Source organism: Amycolatopsis echigonensis (assembly GCF_014174495.1).
GTDB lineage: Bacteria > Actinomycetota > Actinomycetes > Mycobacteriales > Pseudonocardiaceae > Amycolatopsis > Amycolatopsis echigonensis.
This window is the reverse complement of the sequence record NZ_JACJHR010000084.1, coordinates 24,526-36,970: the sequence shown is the minus strand read 5'-3', so window position 1 is coordinate 36,970 and position 12,445 is coordinate 24,526. Positions and strand designations below refer to the sequence as shown.

Here is a 12,445-nt window from a genome sequence, read left to right as displayed (position 1 = left end):
CCGGATGGACGAGGCAGGCATCGCGCAGGCCGTGCTCGTGCAGGCCACCACGGCGTACGGCTACGACAACTCCTACGTCCTCGACAGCCGCGCACAGCGACCCGACCGGTTCCTCGCCGTCGGCACCGTGGACCCGCTGCGCCCGGACGCAGCCGAGCATCTCGCGAACGTCACTAGCAGCGGCCTGTCCGGCGTACGGCTGTTCACCAGCGGCAGCACCGTCCCCACCCAAGGCGAATGGTTCGCCGCCCCGGAAAGCTTCCCGTTCTGGGAAAAAGCCGCCGAACTCGGTGTGACCGTCTGCCTGCAGATGCGACTCGGCCCGGCCACCGCCCATCTGGACGCCCTGCTGGACCGGTTCCCGTCCGTCCAGGTGCTGCTGGACCACCTCGGCTACCCCGACATCGCGACCTCCCTGGCCGACGCCGGTGCGACCGTCGCGAAACTGGCCGTGCACCCCGGCCTGCACCTGAAACTGACCCACCGCAACCTCGAACCGCTGCACGCCGCAGGAAAGGAAGCGACCGCGTTCCTCGACCCCGTATTGGCTTCGTTCGGCGCACAACGCATCGCCTGGGGCTCGAACCTCCCCGCAGCCGAACAATCCCTGCCCGAACTCGTCGCCCTCGCCCGCGAGGTCCTCGCCGACGTCCCGACTGCGGACCAACACGAGATCTTCGGCGGCACCGCCCGGCGGCTCTACCCAGGACTGCCGGGCTAGGGCCGTGAGCGAAAGCGACAGCCGCACCACGCGCTACAGCCAGGTCTACGAAGAGCTGCGCACCCTCCTGCTCTCCGGCGGCTACGAACCGAACACCCGGCTGACCGAAGCGGATCTGACCACGAGATTCACCGTATCCCGCGGCACAATCCGCTCCGTGCTGGTGCGGCTGGCGCAGGAAGGCTACGTCACCAGCGAAGTCAACCGAGGCGTCCGCACGCGCAGCTTCACCCTCGCAGAAGCCGCCGACATCCTCGAAGCACGCGAAACCCTGGAAGCAGCACTGGCGGGCAAAGCCGCGGAACGGGCCACCGACCGCGAAATCGCCGAACTCCGCTCGACCCTGGAAAGGATGGAAGCAGCACAAGCCACCGGCGACCAGATCGCCTACTCGAGAGGCAACCGAACCTTCCACCAGCAAGTCAAAGCCGCCGCGCACCAAGCAACCCTGGCACGGACGTACGACACGCTCCTCTACCCCCTGGTCATGCGCCAATACCGCAACATCTCGGCCCAGCACCCGCGCGCGGGCTCCCTCGCCGAGCACCGCGCCATCCTGCTGGCCATCATCACCCGCAACCCCGAAGCAGCGGCCGCGGCGATGCGCCACCACGTCGGCTCCGCCCGGCGCGCACTGCTGCTCGACCGCGGACGGGCCTGATCATGCCTGGGCCGATCGTCGTCGCGTTCGACGGCACCTCCGCCGCCGAGCATGCCCTGGCGTGGGCTGCTGCGGCAGCGGTCCGACGCGGTTCCGATCTCGTCGTCGCCACGACGACCTGGTGGCCTGTGATGCTGGAACCCGTTCCGACGGGAGTCCCTTTGGTGCCGGACGCCTGCGTGGATCTCGCTGCTGAGCGGGTGACCGCGCAATGGCCCGACCTGCGGGTGTCCGGCATCGAGTCCGGCGGCGTCGGCGAACTGCTCGCCCGCGCCGCCGAACTTGACGCCTCGCTGCTCGTACTCGCTGCAGACATTCGAGTTCCGTGGCGAGCCCTCACACGTGGTGCCGACCGGACGCTCGCTTTCGTCGGTACCGTCGCTGGGCCCGGTAGTGCTGGAGGTGCGCTGCCGTCAGCTGTGCCGCGACGCGCTGGCGCTCGCCTTCGACCTCGCCCGCGTGACCGGGACAGGCCTGCGCCTCCTGCACACCGCCTGGCACCGCACTCGCCCAGCCGATCTCACCGGTTTCGTGGTGTCCGAACTGGCCGACTGGCTGGTCATCTACCCGAACGTCGCAGTCACCTATCAGCTCACCACCGCCCCGCGCGTGCGGGCGCTGAAGCGCAGCGCCCGCACGGCAAACGTGCTGCTGCCCGCTCGGTGAGGAACCGATGACGCAACTTCCGATGCTCGGCCAACCGGCTCCCGGCTGCCTCCCCGCAGCCTGGTGCTGACCGCGTGTCCGCGACCCGTCCACGCCTGGTCGCGAAAGCCTGACGGATAACAACGCCGACGGCGAACAGCGCCAGGCTGCCGTGGTCACTTCAACCAGCGCGGAGAACCTGTACCTTTCGCTCCGGACGCTGGGTTCGTGCCGAAACAGCTGCGGTGTATAGGGTTTCGTATGTTTCGAGGGTCCGATCCAGCCCGTGCTCGGCGACGATCTCCTGGCTGGCCCGTCCCATCTCGGTCCGGGCCGTCGCGTTTCCGGCGAGTTCGGCCAGCAGCAGGCCGAGTGCGTCGACGGCACCGGGCGGGTAGAGGTACCCGTTGCGACCCGGGCGCACGAGGTGCGGGAGCGCCATGGCGTCGGCCGCGAGCACCGGCAGTCCGGCGGCCATGGCTTCCATGGTCGCGAGGCTCTGCAATTCCGCGGTGCCTGGCATGCAGAAGACGTCGTTCGTGCGGTAGGCGTGCACCAGACTGGCGTCGGACACGGTTCCGTGGAACGTGACGCGGTCGGCGACGCCGAGTTCCCGGGCGAGGGCTGCCAAGTGCGTCCTGCACGAGCCGTCGCCGACGATGTTGGCTCGCGCCGACGGCACGTGCGGGAGTGCGCGGATCAGGTCGTCGACGTTCTTTTCCGCGTCCAGCCGTCCGACGAACAGCACCTGGATCCCGACGTCGGTCCGGTCTTCGCCCGGACGGGGCTCGTAATGCGCGATGTCGATGCCGCAGGACACCACGTCGACGGAGCCGGGGAAGCCGGACTCTTCGAGCAGTTGGGCGGCGCGACGGGTAGGTGTCGTGACGATGTCGGCCTGCCGGAACACGCGGACGAAGTCCTTCCACGCCCAGCGGCTCAAGGCCGCTGTCGCGCCGGCGGGCAGGGGCACGAAACCGAGCAGGTTCTCGGGCATGAAGTGATTCGTGGCGATCGTCGGCACCGCCCGTTCGCTCGCCGCGGAGAGAAGCGCGCGGCCGACCGCGAAATGCGACTGAACGTGCACCACGTCCGGGCGCAGGTCGTCCAGGAGGCGGTCGGCTTCCCGGCGCGCGCCGCGCGGGGTGCTGAACCGGAAGGTCGGGTGGAACGGGGTCCGGAAGGAACGCACGTGGTGCCGGGCGTACTGCGCATCTGTTCCCGGCGCGCGAAAAGGTTCCGGGGTAAGGACGTGGACGTCGTGGCCGCGTGCGGCCAGTCCCCGGGCCAGTCGCTCGGCGAAATGGGCGGCTCCGTTGACATCGGGCGGAAAGGTGTCCGCGCCGAGCAGGATGCGGAGTCCGCGACGGGGCGTGGGCATGGGGTGCTCCTTGAGGACAGGCCGGCCCGGTTTTTCCGAAGCCAGCACGAGGACGCCGGCCACGGCCGCGAGGGCCAGCCCGGCTTGGGCGATCGCCGCGGCCGGCGAGAGCGCGGGCCGCTCGCCGAAGAACGCCGCGCTGGTCAGAACGGCCGTGACCGGATCGAGCAAGGTGGTCACGGCGACGACGGTCGCGGCCGATCCGCTGGCGTAAGCACGGTGCAGCAGGAAGCCGCCGGCCAGCAGGAGCGTCCCCGCTTCGGCCGCGAGCCCCAGACCGGACCCCGCGGAACCGGTGACGAGGTGCAGGATCCCCGCCCGCATCGTCGCGGAGCCGAGACCGAAGAGCACCGCCGTCGCCGTCGCCTGTGCCAGGCAGCGCGACCGTCCCCGCACGGCGCAGGCGGCCACGGCCAGGAGGCCCGCCACGGCAACCGGCGGCTGGGCACTGGCGAAACCCGGCAGCGCCGACGCGGCCGGGACGGCCGCGGACAACAAGACGAATCCGCCGACTCCGCAGCACACCAGCAGCATCGCGACGACAGCTCGCCGGGTGACGCCCGGATTGCGGACCAGCACGGTCAGGACAAGGCTCAGCACTCCGATCGGCTGCACAATGGCCACCGGAGCGAGAGACAGCGCGGTCAGATGCAGAGCGCTGCCCGCGGCCGCCAGGCCGCTGCCGAGCAGCCAGCCGCGGCTGCGTACCACAGCGACGGTCAGCCCGCGCTCCCCGTCCGGTGCGGATCGCACCGATCCGTGCTGGAGGCGCACCGCCGCGGCGAACAAGCACGCGGCGGCCACCGCGAGCGCAACGGCCAGCGCGATCACCTCGTCGCTCCCCGGATCGCGCGAGCCACCGAGACAAGGATGGCCAGCTCGGCAAGCAACGCGATCCGTTCCAGAAGCCCCTGCGGCAACGTCGGCACGAACTGCGCCACTCCGAACAGAAACGCCGTGATCAACCCGATCACGGCACCAGTACGGACGCGGACCGACGCCCGCGCCCAGCCCGGCCTCCCGAGCAGCTGACGAGACAGCGACGCCGAAGCCGATGGCAACGTTCCGAACAGCACGGCTCCGGCGACCCGGTGCACCTCTCCGTGCACAGTGGACTCGGCGGCACTAGCGTTGCCGCGGAAGACGAGCACCGTCACGAGCGCGAGCGCCCACAATCCGAAAAGCACCGCCGCACCGGTGCTGACCGGCATCGCGACGATCCGCGCGGCGAGGGCGAGCGCGCCTGCCCCGGCCAGGGCCAGGAGAACCGCGAGCGTGAACCAGGCCCGCGAGGCGCGGTGCAGGGCGTAGTCGCTGACTGGGTCCCGGATGGGGTTCACCTCGAGGGTGAAGGTCAGCGACAGCAGGCTGATCACGGCTTGCGCCGCGGTCACCGTTCCGATCGCGCACCGCACGAGGAGATCCGTTCGCGCGGCTGGGCGCAGGGTCAGGTTCACTCCGCCCACGCTGCCCACGGCCGATTAAAGACCGATGAGAAAACTCCCGGGTTCCGGTAAGAAACGCGACGGCTCAGGCCAGAACCGCCGGAAACGCCAGTCCGGAGCGAGGCCCCGTCGGCGGACACCACGATCCGCCGCAACGACCGCAACGCCGCCTCCCCGCCGACGAGCACACTCCCGACGGCTCCGGCGAGCAGCGCGGCGGCTCAGGCCGGGAAGGTCAGCTCGAACCGCGCCCCGCCGCCGTCGGCCGTCCCGGCCCGGACCGTGCCCCGGTGCTGCTCCACCACCTGTTCGACGATCGCGAGCCCGAGCCCGGACCCCGGCTGAGCCCGGGCCGTCTCCGCCCGGTAGAAGCGTTCGAAGACGTGCGGCAGATCCGCGGGAGCGATGCCGGGCCCCTCGTCGGACACCACGATCCGCGCACCCCCCTCCGCCGGGACGACCTCGGCGGTCACCTTCCCCCCGGCCGGGCTCCACTTCGCCGCGTTGTCGAGCACGTTCAGCACCGCGCGTTCCAGGGCCGCCGGGCGGCCGTCCACCTCGGCGCTGGTCAGGTCCACTCCGAATTCCACGTCCGGGTACCGGGCCCGGACCCGCTCCACCGCCGAGGCGAGCACATCGGCCAGGTCGACCCGCCCCACCGGCTCGGGTTCGCGTTCCCCGGTGGACAGCTCGACCAGCTCGCCGACCAGCGTCGTCAGCTCGACCGACTGGACGTCGAGATCGGCCAGCAGCCGGGTGCGGTCCTCCGCCGGGAGCACCCGCTCCTGCCCTTCGGCGTGGATGAGCAGCTCGATGTTGTTGCGCAGACTCGTCAAGGGAGTGCGCAGCTCGTGGCCCGCGTCCTGCACCAGCCGCTGCTGCTCGTCGCGGGAACTGCGCAACGCGGTCAGCATCGCATTGAACGAGACCGCCAATCGCGCCAGTTCGTCGCTGCCCACGACCCGGATGCCCGCGGCGAGTTCCTGAGTGCGGGCGACGTCCTCCGCGGCGTCGGTCAGCTCCGCGACCGGCCGCAGCGCGGTCTTCGCGATCGCCCGTCCGGCGAACGCGGCGCCCGCGATCCCGATCAGCCCGGCCAAGGTCAGCCACGCGCCCAGCTCCGCGAGAGTGTTTTCGATCCCCTCGGAATTACGCGCGACCGAGACCGCTCCCCCGCCCGGCCGGGGCACGCTCCAGACGCGGTAACGATCGCCGCCGATCTTCTCCACGTCAGCGCCCAGCGCCGCCGCTCCGGCCGCGACCTGCCGCGCCCGGCCCCCGGGCGGGAACCCGCCCGGGGCGCCCGCCGTCCCCGCGCTCGCTCCGTCCGCGGTGACGAATTGCACGGCGAGGACGTCCCGGTGTCCTGGATCCGCTCCCGAATCTCCGCGCTGGACGGTGTGCAGGGTCGCCAGCGCGTCCGCAGGAGTCGCGGCCTTCGCCGCGACGTGCGCGTACGTCTGCAGCTGCGCGTCGAATTGCTGGTAAAGGTTCGCCCTGGTCAGCAGCCACGCAGCGGAAGAAGTCACCACCACCGCGACCGCCACCGCGAGCCCGACCATCACCGCCAGCCGGGTCCGCAGCGAGCGCTCGCGCCACCGAAGCCGTTTCACAACGGTTCGTCCCGCAGCACGTAGCCGACGCCGCGCACGGTATGCAGCAGCCGGGGCTCCCCGCCCTCTTCCAGTTTGCGGCGCAAGTAGCTGACGTACACGTCCAGCCCGTTCGAACCGGAGCCGAAGTCGTACCCCCACACCTGCTCGGACATCGCCGCGCGGGTCAGCACGATCCGCGGGTGGCGCAGGAACGCCTCCAGCATCGCGAACTCGGTCCGGGTCAGGCGGACCGGCCGGTCGCCCCGGCGGACTTCCCGCGTCGCCGGGTCCAGGACCAGATCCGCGAAACCCAGCGCGGCCCCGGCGGCGGGCCGGGGAGTGTCGTACTCGACCCTGCGCAGCAACGCCCGCACGCGGGACAGCAACTCCTTCAGCGCGAACGGCTTGACCAGATAGTCGTCCGCGCCCGCGTCCAGCCCGGTCACCCGGTCGGCCACGCCGCTGCGCGCGGTCAGCATCAGGATCGGCACGAAATTGCCCTCGGCACGCAACAGGCGGCAGCTGTCCAGACCGTCCAAAACGGGCATCATCACGTCGAGAATGACCCCGTCCGGGTTTTCCGCCCGAATAGTCTCGATGCCTTCCGCGCCATTGGCCGCCAGCGAAACACTGTAACCCTCGAATCGCAGCGTCCGGGACAGCGAGTCCCGCACCGCCTCCTCGTCGTCGACCACGACCAGATGCATCCTCGCTCCCTCCGGCCGGTACCGCCGCGATTCTCCCCGAAGAAAATGAGAGCTTCATGAGAATTGCCGACGATCAAGTCGTGGGGCGACAGCGATCCGGCACCGCCCGTTCCCCTGACGCACCAGGGACCCCGACGATCCCCTACCTCACCGACGCCGACAAGAGCCGCTACAGCAGCGGAAACCCATCCGCAGTTGCCTCCTGTCCGGCCAGCCCGACGGCACCTGCACCGGCCGACCCGCGTCCTACCCGCCCGTCGCCCATGCCGGAACGACACGGGCCCGGCACTCGGTCCGGCGCTGCGCCCCTCCGCGCGAGCGGCACAGCGCCTGACCGAGTCGTGCGTACCAAATCGAAAACCCTTCCTCAGCCGGTCGGCGCCGCCCCGTGAAGAGCGCCCATCTCCGGTGCCGGGAGGCGGTTGAGTTCGTGCTTGAGGGAGTCGAGTTCGGCACCGCCGGCCATGTGGTGGGTGAGGTCGTCCAGGGTCAGCTCTTCCCGGGTGGCGTTGAGTTCCACCTCGCCCTGGCGCAACACCACGAAGTGGTTGCCCACCATGAACGCGTGGTGCGGGTTGTGGGTGATGAGGATGACCCCGAGCCCGGCGTCGCGGGCGGCTGCGACGTACTTGAGCACGACCCCGGACTGCTTGACGCCCAGCGCGGCGGTCGGTTCGTCGAGGATGAGCACCCTGGCGCCGAAGTAGATCGCGCGCGCGATCGCCACGCATTGGCGCTGGCCGCCGGACAGGCTGCCGATCGGCGCGTCCACGTCCGGCAGGTCGATGCCCATCTTGGCGAGTTCGTCCACAGTGGTCTGGCGCATCTGCGGGACGTCCAGCCGGCGAAACGGCCACGCACCCTTCGTCAGTTCGGAGCCTAGGAAGAAATTGCGCCACACCGGCATCAGCGGCACCACCGCCAGATCCTGGTACACCGTCGCGATTCCCTTGTCGAGTGCTTCGCGCGGCGACGCGAGCCGGACCGCGGCACCGTCCACTCGGTACTGGCCTTCGTCGTACCCGTGCAAGCCGGAGATGATCTTGATCAGGGTGGACTTGCCGGCGCCGTTGTCCCCGAGCACGCACGTGACCTCGGCGTCGCGAACCGAAATGCTGACGCCGCGGAGCGCGGAAATGTTGCCGTAGTTCTTGCCGACGCCGACCAATTCGACGACGGGAGCTTTCTCGGTCATCGCGGGTTCACCTCCGTGAGGTGCGCAGCCGCACCCACATGTTGAGCAGGGTCGCGATCAGCAGAGTCGCGCCGACGAAAAACTTCACCCAGTCCGGGTTCCAGCCCGCGTACACGATGCCCTGGGTGGTCGCGCCGTAGATCAACGCACCGATCCCGGCGCCGATCGCGGACCCGTAGCCACCGGTCAGCAGGCAGCCGCCGATGACCGCGGCCGCGATGAACAGCAATTCCTGTCCGACGCCGGTGCCGGACTGCACGGAGTCGAACGCGAACAATTGGTGCATGCCGCCGAACCACGCCAGGAAACCCACAGCCATGAACAACCCGATCTTGGTCTGCTTCACCGGGACGCCGACGGCGCGAGAGGAATCCTGCTGGCCGCCCACGGCAAAGATCCAGTTCCCCGTCTTGGTGCGCAACAGGATCCAGGTCGCGATCGCGACGAAGACGATCCACCACAGCACCGTGACCTTGATCGTGACCCCGCCGAGCGGGATGTCCGACGCGAAGAAGGCTTTGGCCGAATCGAAACCGTCCATGTCCGCGATGGAGTCCGTGGCGACGTTTCCGCTGACCAGCTTGGTGATCGCCAGGTTGAGCCCCTGCAACATCAGGAACGTCGCGAGGGTGATCAGAAAGCTCGGCAGCTTCGTTCGCATCACCAGGTAGCCGTTGAGGAAGCCGATCCCCAGCGACAGCACGAGAGCCGCCGCGACACCGACCCAGACGTTGACGGAGAACTGGAACGCGACCATCGCGCCGGTCAAGGACGAACTGGTCACCGCCACCCCGGCGGAGAGATCGAACTCGCCGCCGATCATCAGCAGAGCGACCGCGACGGCGACGATACCGATCGTCGAACTCGAATAGAGCACAGTGGACAATGCCGCGGGCGACCGGAACGGCGGCGCGACCGCGTAGAAGAGCACGAACACCGCGACCACGCCGAGCAAGGAGCTCAGTTCGGGGCGGGCGATCACGCGCCGGACCACGGAACGGGGTGCGGCCTGCACTCGCCGGGCAGGCGGTGCGGGCTGTGCGGGACTGAGGGTTTGGCTCATGGGAGTCTCCTTCGAGGGGCATCCCCCTGGCGATCGTTACCGGGTGCCGCTTTCGGCGAATTTCGCGACGGCCGCGATGTTGGTCTTGTCGATGAAAGACGGGCCGGTGAGCACAGCCTTTCCGCCGCCGCTCATGTTTCCGTTCGTCTTGTACAGCCAGAGCGCGTCAACGGAGAGATAGCCTTCGAGGTAGGGCTGCTGGTCGACCGACCACTCCACCTTGCCGTCTTCGACCAGCTTGACGAGCGCCTTGTTGGTGTCGAAGGTGCCGATCTTGGCCGAACTCCCCGCGCTCGCCACCGACTGGACGGCGAGCTGCGCGACCGGCGCGGCGAGCGTGGCGACGAAGTCGATGCTGTGGTCCTGCTGCAGCTTGGCCTGAATGGTCGACTGCACGGCAGTGGGATCCGCACCGTTGACGTACAGGTTCTCGGTTGTGCCCTTGAACGCCTGCTTGAGACCGGCGCAGCGGGCCTCCAGGGCTACCGAGCCCTGTTCCTGGACAACACAGAGCGCGTGCTTGGCGCCGACGGTGTTCAACCGGTTGCCGAAGGCCTGACCCGCCAGCGATTCGTCTTGCCCGAAGAATCCCAGTGCGCCCAGCTTCTGCCACTGCTCCAGTCCGGAGTTGAAGGCCACCACCGGGATTCCGGCGGCTTTCGCCTTGGCCACCGCCCCGGCCATCGCGTCGGGATGCGCCAGGTCGACCGCGATCCCGTCGACTTTCTGGTCGATCGCGTTCTGCATCAGCGTCGCCTGTTTGGCACCGTCCGGATCATTGGAATACACGAAGTCGGCGTTGTCTTTGGCCGCGGCTTCCTTCGCGCCCTTCTGGACGATGTCCCAGAAGGTGTCGCCAGGGGCGGCGTGAGTGATCATCGCGATCTTCATCCGCGGCGTGTTCGCGGTTCCCGCCGAAGCGCCGGACGCGTTCTGCTGGGCTTGTTTTCCTCCGCTGCTGCTGCAGCCGGCAACGGCAAGTAAGGCCGACACGGCCACCGCAACCGCGGCAACACGATTTCGCTTCATTCGATACACCTCTTTGTGCTGGGAATGGAGGATCAAAGGGAAGTGGGGAAACTGAACGCCGCTTCGGTGCGCGGCCATCGCGACGTGACGACTTTCGCGCGGGTGTAGAACCGGACACCCTCGGGACCGTGAATGGGGCTGTCGCCGATCAGGGAGTCTTTCCACCCGCCGAACGAGTAGTAGGACATCGGCACCGGGATCGGCACGTTCACCCCGACCATGCCGATCCGGACCGCGCGCTGGAACCGTCGCGCCGCCTCGCCGCTTCCGGTGAAGATCGCGGTGCCGTTCCCGTACGGGTTGCTGTTGATCAGCGCGATCGCCTCGTCCACGGTCTCGACGCGCACCACCGCCAGGACGGGGCCGAAGATCTCCTCGCGGTAGACGTCCATCTCGGCGGTGACACCGTCCAACAGCGACGGTCCGACGAAAAACCCGTCCTCATGTCCCGCGACGGTGCAGCCGCGACCGTCGACGACGACCGTCGCGCCCTGTTCGTCTCCGCGGGCCACTGCGTTGATCACCCGCTCCCGGGCCGCATCGGTGACGACGGGCCCCATGTCGCTGGAGGCATCGCCACCGGGCCCGACGCGGACCGCTTTCGCCTTGCGCTCGAGCAGTTCGACCAGGTCGTCTCCCGCGGCGCCGACGGCGACCGCGACCGAGATCGCCATGCATCGCTGCCCGGCGGAACCGAACGCGGCCGCGGTGAGGTGATCGGCGGCGTAGTCGAGATCGGCGTCCGGCAGCACGACCGCGTGGTTCTTCGCACCCCCGAGCGCCTGCACGCGCTTGCCGGTCGCGGTGGCCCGTTCGTGGACGTGCTTGGCGATCGGGGTCGACCCGACGAACGACACCGCGGCCACGCCGGGGTGCTCGAGGAGCGCGTCGACCGCGACCTTGTCCCCGTTGACGACGTTGAACACCCCGGCGGGCAGGCCGGCTTCCGCGTACAGCTCGGCGACGAGCCGCGACGCGGAGGGATCGCGTTCGCTGGGCTTGAGCACGAAGGTGTTGCCCGTCGCGATCGCGATCGGGTGCATCCACATCGGGACCATGATCGGGAAGTTGAAGGGGGTGATTCCCGCGACCACGCCGAGCGGCTGCCGGAAACCGTGCACGTCCACGTCCCGGGAGACCTGGTCGGAGAAGCTCCCTTTGAGCGCGTCGGCGATCCCGCAGGCGTACTCCACGACTTCGCGGCCCCGGGCGATCTCGCCTCGAGCGTCGTCGACGACTTTGCCGTGTTCGGAGGAAATCATCCGGGCCAGCTCGTCTTCGTGCCGCACGAGCAGATCGCGGAACGCGAACATGATCCGAGTCCGCTGGGACAGCGAGGACTCGGCCCAGGACTCGAAAGCCTTCGCCGCGGCGGACACCGCGATGTCCACATCGGACGGTTCGGCGAGCAGCACGGAAGCTTGCGGACGGCCGGTGGCCGGGTCGTACACCGGCGCGGTGCAGGTCGAGTGCGCGGACGTGGCGGACCCGTCGATCCAGTGGTCGATGATGTGCATGTAAACCGGGATCCCTGAAGGTCGGCCCCTCGGAGACAAGGGGCGTTCGGCGGACGTGCCGCAACCAATCCCGTCATGAGCCCGATACCGGCGGACGCGCTGACTGCATCCCGGCCGGGCAGGCACCTCTTGGTGCTTCCCGGAGTGAACCCCGCAACTGGGTTCGAGATCGTGCCTCTCGGGATCCTGGCTGTCAAGCGGCCTTCGCCTCCTCCGCGGGAGACTCGCAGGTGAAAGCCGTGTTTCCGGCTTTTTTCGGCGGAGGTGTTGACAGACGAGGTGACCCAGCGCACGCTTGGAGCGTTCCAAGTCGCCGCCAGGACCACTCGCCCCTCGCCCGGGGCCATCGACCTCGTCACCGCCGTTTCGCGCCCCGCGGTTCCCCGCAACGGACTCCGCCCGGTTCCCGAAGACCAGATCGGACATTCCCATGACACTCCTTCCGCCTGCAATTTTGGAACGTTCCAACCCCATGACCTCGGGCGG

The 12,445-nt window shown here is 69.1% G+C and carries 11 protein-coding genes and 1 pseudogene; 4 read left to right on the top strand and 8 right to left on the bottom strand.

Annotation, left to right across the window (positions count from 1 at the left end; translation table 11 throughout):
* From H5411_RS37930 to H5411_RS48045, 4 genes and pseudogenes are all read left to right on the top strand, one after another.
* Positions 1 to 721: amidohydrolase family protein (locus H5411_RS37930; protein WP_183126565.1), on the top strand; the 721-nt coding region annotated here is incomplete at its 5' end.
* 4 nt (positions 722 to 725) lie between these two features.
* Positions 726 to 1,382: a GntR family transcriptional regulator gene (locus H5411_RS37925; RefSeq protein ID WP_183126564.1), complete on the top strand. Its 657-nt coding sequence runs from the start codon at positions 726 to 728 to the stop codon at positions 1,380 to 1,382.
* Positions 1,383 to 1,384: 2 nt separating this feature from the next.
* A pseudogene (locus H5411_RS49435) lies at positions 1,385 to 1,681 on the top strand (universal stress protein); the annotation flags it as partial.
* 43 nt (positions 1,682 to 1,724) lie between these two features.
* Positions 1,725 to 2,048 carry an adenine nucleotide alpha hydrolase family protein gene (locus H5411_RS48045; RefSeq protein WP_246369863.1) on the top strand — a complete coding sequence of 108 codons (324 nt, stop codon included), beginning with the start codon at positions 1,725 to 1,727 and terminating at the stop codon, positions 2,046 to 2,048.
* Positions 2,049 to 2,208: 160 nt separating this feature from the next.
* Here H5411_RS48045 and H5411_RS37915 read toward each other — a convergent pair whose 3' ends face one another.
* The 8 genes from H5411_RS37915 to H5411_RS37880 form a co-directional block, all read right to left on the bottom strand.
* Positions 2,209 to 4,239 (bottom strand): glycosyltransferase, encoded by a 2,031-nt coding sequence (locus H5411_RS37915; RefSeq protein ID WP_183126562.1) that lies wholly within the window; start codon positions 4,237 to 4,239, stop codon positions 2,209 to 2,211.
* Entirely contained in the window at positions 4,236 to 4,865 is a 630-nt protein-coding gene (locus H5411_RS37910; RefSeq protein WP_312878692.1) for a DUF998 domain-containing protein, read from the bottom strand. Before H5411_RS37910 ends, H5411_RS37915 begins: the two co-directional genes overlap by 4 nt.
* A 209-nt stretch (positions 4,866 to 5,074) precedes the next feature.
* Positions 5,075 to 6,466 carry a HAMP domain-containing sensor histidine kinase gene (locus H5411_RS37905; RefSeq protein WP_183126561.1) on the bottom strand — a complete coding sequence of 464 codons (1,392 nt, stop codon included), beginning with the start codon at positions 6,464 to 6,466 and terminating at the stop codon, positions 5,075 to 5,077.
* Positions 6,463 to 7,155, bottom strand: coding sequence for a response regulator transcription factor (locus tag H5411_RS37900; protein ID WP_183126560.1), 693 nt, complete (start codon positions 7,153 to 7,155; stop codon positions 6,463 to 6,465). The genes H5411_RS37905 and H5411_RS37900 overlap by 4 nt, the downstream gene beginning before the upstream one ends.
* Positions 7,156 to 7,522: 367 nt before the next feature.
* Positions 7,523 to 8,350 (bottom strand): ATP-binding cassette domain-containing protein, encoded by an 828-nt coding sequence (locus tag H5411_RS37895; RefSeq protein WP_183126559.1) that lies wholly within the window; start codon positions 8,348 to 8,350, stop codon positions 7,523 to 7,525.
* Positions 8,351 to 8,357: 7 nt separating this feature from the next.
* Entirely contained in the window at positions 8,358 to 9,413 is a 1,056-nt protein-coding gene (locus H5411_RS37890; protein ID WP_183126558.1) for an ABC transporter permease, read from the bottom strand.
* A 36-nt stretch (positions 9,414 to 9,449) separates the two neighbouring features.
* On the bottom strand, positions 9,450 to 10,520 hold the full coding sequence (locus H5411_RS37885; protein WP_246369861.1) for a substrate-binding domain-containing protein: 1,071 nt from the start codon (positions 10,518 to 10,520) through the stop codon (positions 9,450 to 9,452).
* On the bottom strand, positions 10,475 to 11,959 hold the full coding sequence (locus H5411_RS37880; RefSeq protein WP_183126557.1) for a CoA-acylating methylmalonate-semialdehyde dehydrogenase: 1,485 nt from the start codon (positions 11,957 to 11,959) through the stop codon (positions 10,475 to 10,477). The genes H5411_RS37885 and H5411_RS37880 overlap by 46 nt, the downstream gene beginning before the upstream one ends.
* Between the last annotated feature and the right edge of the window lie 486 nt (positions 11,960 to 12,445).

Coding starts and splice junctions, on each gene's coding strand:
- H5411_RS37895 (WP_183126559.1), bottom strand. CDS start 8,350: ATGACCGAGAAAGCTCCCGTCGTCGAATTGGTCGGCGTCGGCAAGAAC.
- H5411_RS37890 (WP_183126558.1), bottom strand. CDS start 9,413: ATGAGCCAAACCCTCAGTCCCGCACAGCCCGCACCGCCTGCCCGGCGA.
- H5411_RS37885 (WP_246369861.1), bottom strand. CDS start 10,520: ATGGCCGCGCACCGAAGCGGCGTTCAGTTTCCCCACTTCCCTTTGATC.
- H5411_RS37900 (WP_183126560.1), bottom strand. CDS start 7,155: ATGCATCTGGTCGTGGTCGACGACGAGGAGGCGGTGCGGGACTCGCTG.
- H5411_RS37880 (WP_183126557.1), bottom strand. CDS start 11,959: ATGCACATCATCGACCACTGGATCGACGGGTCCGCCACGTCCGCGCAC.